This is a genomic window from Rhodoferax sp. GT1R46, from assembly GCF_056521285.1.
The window spans coordinates 67,083-81,645 of sequence record NZ_JBWMBC010000011.1; the positions used below are offsets into that span (position 1 = coordinate 67,083).

At 61.1% G+C, this 14,563-nt stretch carries 16 protein-coding genes; 1 reads left to right on the forward strand and 15 read right to left on the reverse strand.

Annotated elements, in window-relative coordinates; translation table 11 throughout:
* Positions 1-476: 476 nt before the first annotated feature.
* Genes AC097W_RS19160 through mhpA form a run of 11 tightly spaced genes read right to left on the reverse strand, consistent with a single transcriptional unit; the run spans position 477 to position 10,887 of the window.
* Positions 477-1,061, reverse strand: coding sequence for a hemerythrin domain-containing protein (locus AC097W_RS19160; protein ID WP_479604232.1), 585 nt, complete (start codon positions 1,059-1,061; stop codon positions 477-479).
* 28 nt (positions 1,062-1,089) lie between these two features.
* Complete coding sequence (pcaF, locus tag AC097W_RS19165) at positions 1,090-2,292, reverse strand: 3-oxoadipyl-CoA thiolase (protein ID WP_479604233.1); 1,203 nt, start codon at positions 2,290-2,292, stop codon at positions 1,090-1,092.
* A gap of 35 nt (positions 2,293-2,327) precedes the next feature.
* Positions 2,328-2,972: a 3-oxoacid CoA-transferase subunit B gene (locus tag AC097W_RS19170; protein WP_479604234.1), complete on the reverse strand. Its 645-nt coding sequence runs from the start codon at positions 2,970-2,972 to the stop codon at positions 2,328-2,330.
* A gap of 25 nt (positions 2,973-2,997) precedes the next feature.
* Entirely contained in the window at positions 2,998-3,714 is a 717-nt protein-coding gene (locus tag AC097W_RS19175; protein ID WP_479604235.1) for a 3-oxoacid CoA-transferase subunit A, read from the reverse strand.
* Between the two features lie 33 nt (positions 3,715-3,747).
* Positions 3,748-4,749 carry a branched-chain amino acid ABC transporter permease gene (locus AC097W_RS19180; protein ID WP_479604236.1) on the reverse strand — a complete coding sequence of 334 codons (1,002 nt, stop codon included), beginning with the start codon at positions 4,747-4,749 and terminating at the stop codon, positions 3,748-3,750.
* A gap of 5 nt (positions 4,750-4,754) precedes the next feature.
* Positions 4,755-5,609 (reverse strand): branched-chain amino acid ABC transporter permease, encoded by an 855-nt coding sequence (locus tag AC097W_RS19185; RefSeq protein WP_479604237.1) that lies wholly within the window; start codon positions 5,607-5,609, stop codon positions 4,755-4,757.
* 3 nt (positions 5,610-5,612) lie between these two features.
* Positions 5,613-6,314 (reverse strand): ABC transporter ATP-binding protein, encoded by a 702-nt coding sequence (locus AC097W_RS19190; RefSeq protein WP_479604238.1) that lies wholly within the window; start codon positions 6,312-6,314, stop codon positions 5,613-5,615.
* 1 nt (position 6,315) lies between these two features.
* A complete protein-coding gene (locus AC097W_RS19195) occupies positions 6,316-7,035 on the reverse strand; it encodes an ABC transporter ATP-binding protein (RefSeq protein WP_479604239.1) in 720 nt (239 codons plus the stop codon).
* 17 nt (positions 7,036-7,052) lie between these two features.
* A complete protein-coding gene (locus AC097W_RS19200) occupies positions 7,053-7,943 on the reverse strand; it encodes a SphA family protein (RefSeq protein WP_479604240.1) in 891 nt (296 codons plus the stop codon).
* 45 nt (positions 7,944-7,988) lie between these two features.
* Positions 7,989-9,242 carry an ABC transporter substrate-binding protein gene (locus AC097W_RS19205; RefSeq protein WP_479604241.1) on the reverse strand — a complete coding sequence of 418 codons (1,254 nt, stop codon included), beginning with the start codon at positions 9,240-9,242 and terminating at the stop codon, positions 7,989-7,991.
* Between the two features lie 28 nt (positions 9,243-9,270).
* The gene (gene mhpA / locus AC097W_RS19210) at positions 9,271-10,887 is read right to left on the reverse strand and encodes a bifunctional 3-(3-hydroxy-phenyl)propionate/3-hydroxycinnamic acid hydroxylase MhpA (RefSeq protein WP_479604242.1); all 1,617 of its coding nucleotides are present in this window, start codon (positions 10,885-10,887) and stop codon (positions 9,271-9,273) included.
* Positions 10,888-11,255: 368 nt separating this feature from the next.
* Here mhpA and AC097W_RS19215 point away from each other — a divergent pair, with 368 nt between their 5' ends.
* Positions 11,256-11,906 (forward strand): TetR/AcrR family transcriptional regulator, encoded by a 651-nt coding sequence (locus tag AC097W_RS19215; protein WP_479604243.1) that lies wholly within the window; start codon positions 11,256-11,258, stop codon positions 11,904-11,906.
* A gap of 5 nt (positions 11,907-11,911) precedes the next feature.
* On the opposite strand, the gene AC097W_RS19220 is transcribed toward AC097W_RS19215, so the two are convergent.
* From AC097W_RS19220 to AC097W_RS19235, 4 genes are read right to left on the reverse strand one after another with little or no spacing between them, the layout of a single operon-like run.
* Positions 11,912-12,982, reverse strand: coding sequence for a maleylacetate reductase (locus AC097W_RS19220; protein WP_479604244.1), 1,071 nt, complete (start codon positions 12,980-12,982; stop codon positions 11,912-11,914).
* 31 nt (positions 12,983-13,013) lie between these two features.
* On the reverse strand, positions 13,014-13,316 hold the full coding sequence (locus AC097W_RS19225) for a Dabb family protein (protein ID WP_479604245.1): 303 nt from the start codon (positions 13,314-13,316) through the stop codon (positions 13,014-13,016).
* 12 nt (positions 13,317-13,328) lie between these two features.
* Positions 13,329-13,634: a YciI family protein gene (locus AC097W_RS19230; protein ID WP_479604246.1), complete on the reverse strand. Its 306-nt coding sequence runs from the start codon at positions 13,632-13,634 to the stop codon at positions 13,329-13,331.
* Between the two features lie 11 nt (positions 13,635-13,645).
* Positions 13,646-14,476, reverse strand: a complete 831-nt coding sequence (locus AC097W_RS19235; protein ID WP_479604247.1) for an intradiol ring-cleavage dioxygenase — start codon at positions 14,474-14,476, stop codon at positions 13,646-13,648.
* Between the last annotated feature and the right edge of the window lie 87 nt (positions 14,477-14,563).

The following is a 14,563-nucleotide window of genomic DNA, read 5'->3' on the forward strand; positions in this document are numbered from 1 at the left end:
TCGACATCGACCCATTGGCTGTGTAGGTGGGTGATGGTCAGTTTTGGTGATGACTGTCTCGCCCCGTCTGACTGGGAACGGTCAGACGATTTTTGTTTTGACCGGCAACAGTCGCGCCAGAAACCGACCTTTACGGTTTCCATTCGTGTGATCGCAAATGGCAGATTGCGGGTATTCCCAGAACTACCGCCAATAACGGGAGTGGGCCAGGTGCAGTCTGTCAGTTCTGCAAGTTGCATGACTGCTTGAGACCCTTACCGGCTGTTCACACGGTATCGTCGTCAGTCAGGTATGCCGCGGTAGGAGTCAGTCAGAAAATCCAGCAAGAAATGCTTGTCACTGCCGTTGCAGTCATTGAAACCTAAGCGGGCCATCTCATTTGCAGACATTGAGACTGATGGTGACTGTTTCCGGATCAATTTTTGAATCTCCATCAATTGTGGAATTTCGTTAAGAAGAACGACAAAGCAAAGCTCTCAAGACCCTATACCGTGGGGTGCCGGGGCCATATGGGCAATGCGGCTGAATAGCTGCTCGTAGGCCACCTCCACCGGATATTTGCCGGTCAGGGCATCGCGGTTGCTTTGGAACGCGGCGTCCAGTTCTTCCCAGTCAGCGGGCGTGAGCGACTGGCGCGCGGCCGGCAGGATGACGCTTTCTTCCAGTGCCATGTGCTCACGGTAAAAGCGCAGGTAGCGGTCGAACACCTCCACAAAGCCTGGGCGGCGCAACTCCCCCATGAACCCCCAACCCATCAACAGGTGCTGCAGTTCGCGCACCGCGGCTTCGCCCTTGGAGTGGTCCATATCCAGCTTGGCAATAGTTTCAAGCGTCTGCGGCGCGCGTTGGGCCACCAGCGGGAACAGCAATTCGGTTTCCTTGCGGTGGTGCAGGCGCTCGGGAAACTCGTCGATGTAAAACAGCATGGCGCGCAGGCTGTCAAAGAAGCGGCCTGGCTCCTCACCAGGCCCTTTTCTTACCATCAGGCTCATCGTTTGCAACAGCACCGACAGAGCGTTGTGTTCGTCAAGAATCACCCGCAGGGCTCCTGGTGTTTTCATTTTTTGTTCCGGTAAGGTTGGCCTGTTCTCACACCCGCTCCAGCACCAGCGCAATGCCCTGGCCCACGCCTATGCACATAGTGCACAGGGCGTAGCGCCCGCCTGTTGCATGCAGGCGGTTCACCGCGGTGGTTGCCAGGCGCGCACCGGAGGCACCCAGCGGATGGCCCAGCGCAATCGCACCGCCCCAGGCGTTGACGCGGGCATCGTCGTCCTGCAGCCCCAGCATGCGCAGCACGGCCAGGCCCTGGGCGGCAAAGGCTTCGTTGAGTTCGATCACATCCATCTGTGCAAGCGTCAAGCCGGTCAGGGCCAGCACCTTTTGCGTGGCCGGTGCCGGGCCCATGCCCATGACGCGCGGGGCCACACCGGCGGTGGCCATGCCGACAATGCGCGCTCTGGGTGTGAGTCCATTCTTTGCAGCGCTGGCTTCGCCGGCCAGCAGCAGAGCACAGGCGCCATCATTGACACCACTGGCATTGCCGGCGGTGATGGTGCCGTCAGGACGCACGATCGGTTTGAGTTTGGCAAGTGCCTCCAGCGTGGTGACGCGCGGGTGTTCATCCGTATCCACCAGCAGAGCATCGCCCTTCTTCTGGGCAACCGGCACACCGACAATCTCGCGCGCAAAGTGCCCCGCCTGCTGGGCGGCCAGCGCGTTGAGCTGGCTGCCCAGAGCCATGCGGTCCTGTGCCTCGCGTTCAATCTTGTAATCGGTAGCCACGTTCTCGGCCGTCTCGGGCATGGAGTCCACGCCGTACTGCGCCTTCATCAACTTGTTGACGAAGCGCCATCCGATGGTGGTGTCGTACACGGCGTTGTTGCGGCTGAACGCACTCTCGGCTTTGGGCATGACAAAGGGCGCGCGGCTCATGCTTTCCACACCGCCGGCAATCATCAGCGTGGCCTCGCCGGCCTTGATGGCGCGCGCAGCCGTACCAATGGCGTCCAGACCGGAGCCGCACAAGCGGTTCACTGTTGAGCCGGGCACCTCCAAGGGAAGACCTGCCAACAAGCTGCTCATGCGGGCCACATTGCGGTTGTCTTCACCGGCCTGGTTGGCGCAGCCGTAGATCACGTCGGTTATGGCGGCCCAATCCACGTTCGGGTTGCGTGCCATCAGGGCGCGCAGGGGAATGGCACCCAGGTCGTCGGCACGCACGCTGGAGAGCGCGCCGCCGTAGCGGCCAAAGGGGGTACGAATGGCGTCGCAGATAAAGGCTTGGTTCATGTCAGTTCAATCGGTGTGATGGGATGAAAGGCGGCTCAGGCCTGTACGGGCAGGCCCAGCAGACGCTCCAGTTCGGCATGCTCCAGACCTTCGACCTTGTCGATCAGCTTCAGGCCGGTGGGCGTGCATTCCAGCGTTGCCAGATCGGAGTAAATGCGTTTGACGCAGGCAATGCCGGTGAGCGGATAGCTGCAGCTCTGCACCACCTTGCTCTCGCCCTTTTTGCTCAGCAGGTCCATCATCACCCAGGTCTGCTTGGCACCGATGGCCAGGTCCATGGCACCGCCCACGGCGGGGATGGAGCCCGCCTCGCCGGTGCTCCAGTTGGCCAGGTCGCCTGTGGCCGAGACCTGGAAGGCGCCCAGCACGCAGATGTCCAGGTGCCCGCCGCGCATCATGGCGAAGCTGTCGGCGTGGTGAAAGTACACGCCGCCGGGCAACAGAGTGACCGGCTGCTTGCCGGCGTTGATCAGGTCGTAATCTTCCTGGCCGGCCGGAGGGGCTGCCCCCATGCCGAGGATGCCGTTCTCGCTGTGCAGCACCACCTCCATGCCGGGTGGAATATGGTTGGCCACGGTGGTGGGCATGCCGATGCCGAGGTTGACGTAGGCACCGTCGAAGATGTCTTGCGCGACGCGTTGGGCCAGCTGGTCTTTGCTGCGCTTTTGGTAGAGGCTCATGGTCTGGTGTTTCTGGATGAGGGCTTTAGGCAGCTTGTTTGAAACCACCGGCTTGGGTGGCGATGCGGTCAATCCGGACGATGCGGGTGACGTGGATGCCCGGGGTAACCACCGCCTCCGGGGCTAAGCTGCCGAGCTCCACAATCTCATGCACCGTGGCAATGGTGCGCTTGGCAGCCGTGGCCATCACCGGGCCAAAGTTGCGCGCCGCCTTGCGGTAGACCAGGTTGCCCCAACGGTCACCCGCCTCGGCCTTGATCAGGGCCACATCGCCATGGATGGGATATTCGAGCACGTAGGATTTGCCATCAATGACACGGGTTTCTTTCGGCGTTCCGCCGGCCTGCAGGGCCAGCTCGGTGCCGTAACCAGTGGGCGTGAAGAAGGCCCCTACACCGGCACCGGCAGCGCGCAGGCGCTCGGCCAGGTTGCCCTGGGGCACCAGTTCGAGTTCGATCTTGCCGCTGCGGTACAGCGCATCAAACACATGCGAATCGGCCTGGCGCGGGAAGCTGCAGATGATCTTGCGCACGCACCCGGTCTTGAGCAGTGCGGCCAGGCCAGTGTCGCCATTACCGGCGTTGTTGTTGACCACGGTGAGCTCGCGCGCACCCTGCTCGATCAGACCGGCAATGAGTTCATTGGGAATGCCTGCGGTGCCGAAGCCGCCAATCAACACGGTGGCTCCGTCCTGCACGCCGGCCAGGGCCTGTTCAATCGAGGGCGCTATTTTGTTAATCAAAGACCTGCTCCTGTAATGCAAAAAATGACGGGGTCACTTCAGCTGCAACCTGCGAGCCGTGGGGAACAAAGTCCAACCCCAGCGCTGCTGCACAAAGCCCCACAGGCCTTGCTTGAAATAGACCGTCATGACGATGGCAAGTAGCCCCAGACCAATCAGGTACCAGGTGCCGTACTCGCTGAAAAACTTGTTCATGGCCCAGAACACCAGGGCGCCGACCAGCGGGCCTTCAATGCGTCCGATGCCACCGATGACGACCATGAAGATGGCAAAGGCCGACCAGTTGACGCTGAAGGCCGCATCCGGGCTGATGCGCAGGTTGCCCACAAAGTAGAGGGCACCGGCCAAACCGGCACCGAAGGCCGCGACGGCATACACCGCCAGCTTCATGCGCCCCACGGCAATGCCCTGGGAGCGTGCCGCCACCTCGTTGTCGCGGATGGCCAGCAGTGCCAGGCCCTGCTTGCTGCGCAGAAACAGATAGACCAGGCTGATGGAGGCCACCACGCAGGCCAACGCCATCCAGTAGGTAACGGACTCGCGGGTGGCCTTCTCAATGCCGCGCAAGGCTGTCAGCGTGGTGCCCGAACCGCCCCCCACCGCCGACACATTGGCAATGCTCAGACGCGCCACCTCGGCAATCACCCAGGTGCCAATCGCGAAGTAGCCGCCTTGCAGGCGGAACGCCACCCAGGACACGGGAATGGAAATCAGCCCTGCGACGATGGCGCCCAGCACCACAGCGACAAAGGGATTGACACCCCAGAAGTTGCCCAGCGACAGCATCACGTAGCCGCCCAGGCCGAAGAAGGCCTGCTGGCCGATGGAGACCATGCCGCCGTAGCCGGCCATCAGGTTCCACATCATGGCGAAGATGAAATAGCAGGCGATCTCCACAAACTCGCGCATCCAGCTGGACTCCCCCCAGAAGGGCAGGCTGGCCGCAAAGGCCACCAGCAGCACAGCAAAGGCGAGCAGCGCCAGGCTGCCGCGGGTGCCGCGCACCACGGTATAGGACGGATGGATGGTTTCCATGTTGCTCAACCTCGGGTTTTGGGAAACAGGCCCTGCGGACGCAGCACCAACACAAATAGAAACATCAGATGCCCGCCCCAGATACCCCAGCCCGGGTCCAGGCGAAAACCCACCTGTTGGGTCAGGCCCAAGAGCATGGCGCCGGCCAGCGTGCCCCAGAAGCTGCCCATGCCGCCCATGATCACGGCCTCAAAAGCGAATAGCAGCAGGGCAGGCCCGTCGGCCGGCGACACCGTGGTGCGTACGCCCTGCAAGGAGCCAGCCAGGCCCACCAGCACAAAGGCCAGGGCGGTGGCCAGGGCATAGACCTTGCGGGCATTGAGCCCCATCAGTTCGGCAATTTCACGGTCATCGGAAACGGCGCGAAAGGTGCGTCCGAGGGCGGTGGACTTGAACATCCATTGCAGGCCGGCCGTAACGGCCATGGCCAGCGCCAGGCTCACCACTGGCAGGAGCCCGACCGACAGCTCGGGGCTGAAGGCAATGCCCTGCGTGCTGAAGCCGCCGGTGTCGATGGAGCGCGGGTCGGCCGAGAACAACTCCAGCAACAGGTTTTGCACCACGATGGACATGCCGAAGGTCACCACCAGCGAGGGCAGCGGGTCCTTGCCCAGGGTGCCGTTGAGCACGTAGCGCTGCAGGGCGTAACCCAGCAGCCAGGCCAGAGGCAAGGTAGCCAGCATGGCCAGCCAGGGCGACAGCCCCAGGTTCACCAGCGTCAGCGTCGAGAAGGAGCCCAGGATGATGAAATCTCCGTGCGCCGTATTGGTCAGGCGCATGACGCCAAACATGAGCGACAGGCCCAGTGCAAACAGGCCGTAGAGCCCGCCCAACAGCACGCCTTGAATAATTGTTTCCATGCCTCAGACTCCGAAATAGGCTTGACTGATCTGCTCACGCGTCAGATCGCCCGAGCTGCCTTGCAGCGAGACCAGGCCTTCCTGGAAGCAGTACAGGCGTTGCGAAACACGCCGGGCCATAGACACGTCCTGTTCCACGATCACCACCGTCATGCCTTCGGCGGTAATCAGCGGCATGGCGTTGTAGATCTCGCGGATGACGATCGGTGCCAGGCCCAGCGATAACTCGTCGCACAGCAGCACCTCGGGGTTGCTCATCAGCGCGCGGCCCAGGGCCACCATTTGCTGCTGGCCGCCCGACAGCGAGGTTCCCGGTGCATGGCGCTTTTCTTCCAGAATCGGAAACATCTGGTAGAGCCGCTGCAGGCTCCAGGGCCCCTTGCGCTGGGCACAGGCGCCCATCAACAGGTTCTCTTCCACCGACAGCGAGGGGAACAAGCGCCGGCCCTCCGGCACCATGGCCAGGCCCTGGCGCACGATGTGGCCGGGCGCCATACCGCCTATGGCCTGGTCCTTCCAGGTAATCGACGGGCCGGCGGCCTTGACCAGACCGGTGAGGCACTTCAAAAAGGTGGACTTGCCGGCACCATTGGCGCCAATGATGGCCACCAGTTCGCCGGCGTGCAGTTCAAAATCGATGCCGAAAATGGCCTGGGCGTCGCCGTAAAAGGCCTTGAGCTGGTGGGTTTTCAGAACAGCGGCCATATCAAACCTCCATGCCCATATAGACGCGCTGCACTTCAGGGTCGTTCATTACGTCGTGGGGCTTTCCTTCGGCCAGTTGCTGGCCGAAGTTGATTACAAATAAACGGTCAGCCACCGACAGCAGTGCATGCACCACATGTTCAATCCAGATCATGGTCACACCGCTGGCCTTGATGCGTTGCAGTTCCTCGACCAGCTCAAGGGCTTCGTGCTCGGTCAGTCCGCCGGCGATTTCATCGAGCAACAGAAGCTCCGGTCCGGTGGCCAGCGCGCGCGCCAGTTCCAGGCGCTTGCGGTTCAACAGGGTCAAGGAACCCGCAGCCTTGTTAGCCTGCGGCATCAACCCGGTTTGCTCCAGCACATGCACTGCCGTGTCCCAGGCCGCGCGTTCGGTCTGGCCACCACCAAAGCTGGCGGCAGTCACCAGGTTCTCGAACACGGTCATGTTCCCGAAAGGTTGCGGCACCTGGTAGCTGCGGCCAATGCCACGTCGGCAGCGTAGGTGGGACGGCAGGGCCGTCACATCCTGGCCGTCGTACTCCACCCGGCCGGAGTTCACAGCCACATCACCCGAGATCAGGTTGAAGAGCGTGGTCTTACCGGCGCCGTTGGGCCCCAGTATTCCTAAGGTTTCACCCTTGTTTACGGACAGCGAAATGCTGTCTGTGACCTTGAGTGCCCCGTAAGATTTACTGACGGAATGAAGTACGAGCAGAGCCATACGATGCGTGCCTTGTTTTAGAGAGGCATCACGGCTTTGAGCCAGAAGGCCTGGCCTTCCGCCCGATTCACCACACCGGATTCCTGCTGGAATTTGGCAGTCACAAACCAGCCTTTGCCGCTGTCGTATTTGATGGATGGGCCCACAGCGAATGCCGCGCCCTTGTTGTTGGCCACCGTATTGCCGTTCAGTGTGTCATCGGTAGTCTGCTGGTACAGATAGCCGCCTATGCCCACTACCCAGCCATTGCCCAGACCCCAGCCCAAGGCGTAGTCGACGATCAACTCCTGGCCGTCCCGGTAACCGGTGGCATCGTTTTGGCCGTTGAAGGTGTACATGATTTTTGCATCGGCATTAAGGCCGTTGGGATCGATGTAGCTGACGCCATACACCGGCTGGATCGCCCAGTGGTTCTTGCCGATATTGGCCAGATCGGTCTTGCTATAGGCACCGGTTGGTGTAATCACATCAATGGCCGCCACGGTGTGCAGCTGGGGGCTGTAGTGGTAGCCCAATGCGGCTCCCAGCACGATGTCACCGTTGCTGCTTTTAGTCTGGCTCAGACCCGGTACCGTGACCGATAAGTTGACGATTGGCAGAATCGAATGGAAGGCCAGTGAGCCACCCATGACCGTTTCCTTGGTGACATACACAATGCGCGGCACCACGGCGGTCGCGGTCACCTTGAATCCGGGTGGCGTGGCATCGTTGCCGCTGTTGTCACGCAACTTGGAGGTGGTGTAGCTTTCCACGTAGGTCATGCCATACAGGCCGGGGGGAGGCAAGGCACAGCACACGAAGTTTTCGGTGCCGACCGGGTACACCGAGGTGCCGCCCTCGGTTGCGTTGGCCAGGGATGCGACCGCCAGCAAGGAGGTCAGCAAGGTGGAGAAGGTTGTCTTGTTCATGGGATTTATGGAGTTGAATGCAAACGTAGTTCGGGCGTGATGGGCTTAGATCAGGCGCAGGGCACCGCCCACGGGGATGTTCTTGGCTGCTTCGTTGTTGACCAGGGTGAGCTCGTACTTGTACTTTTTGCCCTTGCCCCACTGACCCAATACCAGTGGTGTCTTGCTGACGTTCTTGAAGGGCCCTTGGCCACCCCAGGCGACGTCGCCGACCACGGTCTTGAGCTTGCTGGCGGCTACCGCGTCGCGCACATCGCCGGCCTTAAGCGACTTGCTGCGCTTGAGGGCATCGGATGCCACTTCAAAGAGTGCGTGCGCAAAGGCCAACGGTTGCAACCACTGCTTCTTGGTGCTGGCTTCATACGCATCGGCCAGGGCCTTGGAGCTTTGTCCGGTCAGGCTGGAGGAGAACGGGTGCGACGGGCTCCACCACACTTCGGTGCTCAGGCCGTCACCCAGGTCACCCAGGGATTCAATCGCCATGGGGTGCATCAGGGCTTTGCCGAAGGACACCACCTTGGGGTTGAAGCCTTGTTGCTTGGCCTGGGTTAGGAAGGTCTTGGCATCCGGCGGGATGATCACGCCTGTCACAATTTCCACGCCTTCTTTTTTGAAGGCGGAAATCTGCGCGCTGAAGTCCTGCGTGCCACTCTGGAAACGGCCCGGGTCGGTGAGCGTGAAGCCCATCTGCGCCAATGGCTTGGGAAAGCCCAGTTCCTTGTCGCCCCAGGCATTACCGTCGCCGTCGTTGGGAAACAGAGCTCCCACCTTCTTGTTGGTCTTCACGCTCTTCCAGCCGTTGGTGAAATTGGCGATCACGTCTTCCAGGCCCCAGAAGAAGTGGAAGGTCCAGTTAAAGCCTTGGGCCGGATTGCCCTTGCGGCCAAAGAACCAGGGCTGCCATGGCACCACGCTGGAGATGCAAGGTATTTCGTTGAGTTCGCAGGCGTCGCTCACCGGGTTGGCGGTCTCTGGTGTGCCGGCCGTCAGGATCAGAGCAACCTTGTCCTTCAGGATCAAATCGTTGGCCACTTCACCAGCGCGGTTCGGGTTGGACTGGCTGTCCTTCAGAACGATCTGCACCTCGTGGCGCTTGCCGCCGATAACAATGCCGTCCTTGAAGGCGAACTTCATCTGCTCGATCACCCACTTGTCGGTTTCACCGAAAGAGGCCAGCGCGCCGGTCTGCGGCGAGACGTAACCGATCTTGACGGTGACAGCCGCGAAAACCAGAGGGGTAGCGCCCGCTGCGGCAACCGCGGCCAGGCCCTGTGCGAAATGTCTGCGTGTCATGCTCATGTCTATCTCCTGTTGTAAGAATGGGGACTCAAACCACGGCTGCCGGCACGCGGACCAGATGCAGCTGTGACATCACTTCATCAAACTGCTGTTGCAGCGTGTCGGCGTTGTTGGCGGTGGCGGCCACGTAAAAGTCCGGGCGCATCAACACGTACTTGGCGCCGATGTCGCCCAACCACTGGGCGTAGGTGCCGTTGACGTCCACGGCATCGCAGGCGGTGCCGGGCGCGCCGATCTTCACGGCGATGCCTTCGAGTAAAGCGAATTGCTCGCGCTGCTCTTCGGTCAGTGCAGCTGTCGGGTCGGTATCGAGGCCGATTAGCACCCAGCCCTGGCCTACGGCCTGGTCAAAGCGGTCACGCACGCCCCGGGCTTCCACCACGCCCTGCACCGACAACTCACCCGCATGGGCGGCATCTGCACACCAGGCACCATGGCCTAGGTGACAGATGTCGGTCGGCACCGGCTGGTTGTTGCGGGCGGCCAGATCGGCCTTCATGGTGGCGTCGCGCTCGGCTGCCTGCTGTTCGTCGGTGATGCAGATGATCTTGCCGAGTTCCTGGCTGAAGTTGATGTAGTGCTTGGCGTGCTCCAGGCGCTCGCTGGTGTAGCTGTCCAGCAGTTCGAGACCGGACTTGCCTTCAAGGATGGCGTTCAGACGCCAGCCCATGGCCACGGCATCGCGCATACCGGCACACATGCCTTCGCCGGCAAACGGGGGCATAAGGTGGGCGGCGTCGCCGGCCAGGGCGCAACGGCCCTTGTGCCAGACCTTGGCCCAGCGCGCCTGGAAGCGGTAAACGGCGCTGCGCTCCAGTTCGGCATTTTCCGGAGTCAGGCCCCAGGGCTGGAGCAACTCCCAGGCACGCTGTGGTTTTTGCATGTCTTCCGCCGTTTCGTTGGGCAGCAGCATGTATTCCCAGCGGCGGCGACCCGGACCGCCAGGCACGATTGTGGTGGGGCGTTTGGGATCGCACAGCTGCCACTGGGCAGGCGTGGTCTTGTATTCGCCCTTGGGGATCATGTCCAGAATCAGCCAGTCGAAGAAATAGCCGCGGTCTTCGTTTTCGATGGACAGGCTTTCACGCACAAAGCTGTTGGCGCCGTCGGTACCGGCCACGAACTTGGCACGAATGGTTTTGCATTCGCCGTTCATTCCGACTTCTTCCGGATTCTTCTTCAGCGAGAGGGTGACGCCGTCGGCGTCCTGCTCCAACCCAACGCCCTGCCAGCCGCGCAGCTGGGTGATGTTGAGGAGTGTGTCGGCAATGCGCGTGAGGCGCGCTTCCAGATCCGGCTGGTTAAACCAGTAGCGCACGCGCCAACCGGAAGCCGAAGTGCTTTGCCAGTCGACGATCTGCAGGTTCTCACCTTGCGCGTCTTTCCAGTAATACAGCTCGTCGTGAAAATTTATGGCCGCATCGTTCTCGGAGTCGATCCCCAAGGTGGCCAGGATGCGTGCAATTTCGTGGTCATAGGTTACGGCGCGGGGACGGCCGTAGGCCTGGGTCCAACGCTCGATCAGTGTGACCCGCTTGCCGCGCTTGGCCAGCAGGATCGCCAGTAGCGTGCCCACAGGGCCGCCGCCGACGATGGCCACATCCGTATTGAAGCCGGTGCTGCTTTGTTGGGTTGAAACGCCCATATCTGTCTCCTTTGGAAGTGAATGCAAGAACGCAAGTGCGATCCCTCGTATCGCCGGGGGCTAACGCCGTCCGACTGCCCCACTCATCAAAAAGGACACAGATCGCATTAGCCTAGAACCGAGTCAGAATTTAAGTCACAACTGAATGACGTTCATTTATGGTTTACCCTCAGTTATGGCATTGATTCTGAAAGACTGAATTCCACTTTTGTTGAATTGGCCCCTGAGGGGGCTGGTGTGACTCGGCTCGCTGGAGCGCATGGGACGGTGGTGTGGGTAAGGCGCTGCGGGCGAAAGCCGATTTGTGCCATTCAGGCAAGAGCGCGTTCGTATTAGACTTGTCGTCATTCATGAGGATTTACGACGCGATGGCAACAACAGAAGAACCGCAAGAGCCGCAAGAGCCAATGGGACGCGTTGCACGCAGGCAGCAGCGCAACCGCGAAGCCCTTATTCAGGCTGCCAGCGTTGTCATGACCGAAAAGGGCGTGGACGGCGCCACCATGCTGGAAATCGCGGAGCGCGCCGATGTGGGGGCAGGCACGGTCTACAACTACTTCAAGTCCAAAGACGACCTGGCCATCGCCGTACTGGAGGAAATGATGCACAGCCTTGCACTGCGCATTGAAGAAGCTACCAAGCCCTTTGAAGACCCGGCACAGGTCTACGCTTTTGGCATCCGTACGGTGCTGGAAACCGCCATTTCGGATGTGCGCTGGAAGCAGATGCTTTACCGGTCGGAGGTCATTTCAGATGCGCTGTTCCGGCGCATGGGCCCTTTTGCCATCCGTGATTTGCGGCGGGCCACCGATGCGGGTCGCTTCAAAATCCCCAACGCGGAGTTGGTGTGGCGGTTGACGGCGCACGCCATCGTCGGCATAGGCCTGGCCATCACCACCGATGCGGTGCCCGCATCCTCCATCGAGCAGGTGATCGTACGATTGCTGTGCATGACGGGCATTGGCTCGGATGCCGCAATCGAACTGTCCACCCGCCCGCGCCCGGTGCTGCCAGCCTAAAGCGGCTAATCCGGCCGCACGCCCTCAAAGGCGCACTGCAGCAGGGCGCGGATGTCGTTGCGCTCTGCCACACCAAAAGGTCGTGGATTCCAGTAGGGGTTGCTCACGGCAATGTCGGCTGCGCGGTCGAGATCGCTCTCTTGCATGCCGATATCTCGCAGGGAAACGGGTGCGCCATTGTCTTTGGCCAGGTCATACAACCCGGCGGCCGCGCTCACGTTGCCGCCCAGTGCGCGTTCAATCCGCTGCATGGCTTTCGCTGCGGCCTGCGCATTGAAGACAATGGCTTGTGGCAGGACCACGGTATGCACTTCGGCATGGGGCAGGTTGAAACTGCCGCCCAGGGTGTGGCACAGCTTGTGGTGCAAGGCCATGCCCACGTTCCCAAGTACCGAGCCGCATAGCCAGGCGCCATACAGCGCGTTGGCGCGGCCTTCGATGTCGTCACTCCGTTTGCGGATGGCGGGAATGGCCTGGGCGATGGCGCGGATGCCCTCTTCGGCCATCAGATCCATGACCGGGTTGCTGTCCTGCGCGTACAAGCCCTCGGCCGCGTGCGCGATGGCATTCATGCCGCTGGTGACACTCATGGTCACCGGCAGACTGAGCGTGAGTTCCGGGTCGTAAATGACGGTGCGGGGCAGGACGCGCGGGTCTTTGCCGGTCTTCTTCAGGCCGCCTTCGGTGATGCCATAAATCGGCGTCATTTCGCTGCCTGCATAGGTGGTGGGAATGGCAAGAATCGGCAACCCGGACTCCAGGGCGATAGCCTTGCCCAGGCCGGTGGTCGAACCGCCACCGATGGCAACGGCACAGTCCGCGCCCAGGCGCTTGGCTTCTTCCCGTGCCTCGCGCGCCGTCTCAATCGGCACGTGCATGACGGCACGCGCAAAGATGCCCGCGGCACGTGAGCCCAGACGATCGGCCACCATCTGCGCCTGTTGCACCTGCTCCGGGGTCGACAGGACCAGGGCGCGTTTGGCGCCCAGCAGTTCAATTTCCCGCTCCAGATGCGCGAGTGATCCGGCACCGAAGACCACCCGTGAGGGCTGGCCGTTGTAGACAAAGTTTTGCATGGGGTTCTTTACTGAGGATGGCCTGGGGCCATCAGGTGATTTCGTAGTCCACCTGGTGTCTGGCGATACGCATATCGCCAATCTCCGCCTTGACGCGCAGGTGTTCGGGATGGACGGCATAGGCGGCAAGCGCCTGTGCGGACTCAAATTCGCTGTAGAGGACCACATCGCAGGCGTAATCGACGTGGCTTTGGTCCACGCCGATGTGCAGCTGCAGCAGCCCGGGGATGCACCCGTTCAGGCTCTCGAAACTGTGACGCAGGGTTTCGATATGGCGGGCCTTCTGCTCGGAAGAGTCGGCGCGCACGTTCCACATCACAATGTGTCGGATCAAAAGGGGCTTCCGTCAGGGGTTGGCAGGAAAGCCGGCTTTTTGCGGCCACAGGTTGACGAAGGCGTGCACCGAGGTGCTGGCATACAGACCCGAGCCGTTGAAAGGCTCGGCATGCAACCAGGCCTGCGCCTCCTTGCGGGAGTCAAAGTCAATCACCAGCAAGCTTCCCACCATGGCCAGTCCATCGTCGCTGGTGAGCGGCCCGGCAAAGGCAATGCGGCTCTCCACCTGTGCCAGATAGGCCTTGTGTAGCGGGCGCATCTGCAGGCGCTGATCGGAGGCGCCGGGTTTATCCAAAAGCATGAAGCTGTACAACATGTGGTGCCTGCCTACTTGGAAGGGTTCAACATAAAGTCGTAGTCCAGCCGGTAGCTGCCATCGGCTTGCTCCACCCAGTCGGCCACCAGGGACTGGCGAACACCGAAGACCACGTCCGAATCCAGATACTGGTCACCATCGCGAAACACGTGCGTCACCAGCGTTTCATAGCCCTTGGCCTGAATCCGGAAATGCAAATGGGCCGGGCGCCAGGGGTGGTTATTGGTGGCCATCAGCATTTGTCCCACCGGGCCGTCATGCGGAATCGGATAGGCCACAGCAAGGGTGGAACGGAAGTGGAAATTGCCCTCTGCATCGGTGTGCAGCACGCCGCGGTTCTGCGCGTGATCAATGCCTGGATGCTGCACGTCGTACATGCCGTCGTCATCCGACTGCCACACATCCAGCGTGGCACCGGCCACCACCTCGCCACCAATTCCGGTGACCTTGCCGCGCACAAAACAGGGGGCACCCTTGGCGCCGTTCGAGATGTCATCACCCAGTTCAAAGTTCGGCGCACCCTCGACGTGGAAGGGGCCGAACACCGTGGCTTCGGTGCAGCCTGCGGGCTTGTCGTTGTTCATGGCCACGGTCAGCATGGACAGGCCCAGGGTGTCGGACAGAAGGATAAATTCTTGGCGCTTGTCGTTGGTGATGTGGCCAGTGCGGGTGAGGAAGTCAATGCCTTTTTCCCACTCGCCTTCGGTCAGCTTCACGTCGCGGGCAAAGCCGTGCAGGTGTTGGACCAGGCTGGTCATGATTTCCTTGAGCCGCGCATCCGGCGTGCTGGAAAAACGGGCAATGACGGCCTGGGTGATGTTGTCCTGGTTCAAGTTACGCATGTCTTTTGTCTCCTCAATATTCTTTGTGTAGGGGTTGGGCTGGTGGAGACCGAAGTCTATAATTTCAATATTGAGTATGTAAGGTAT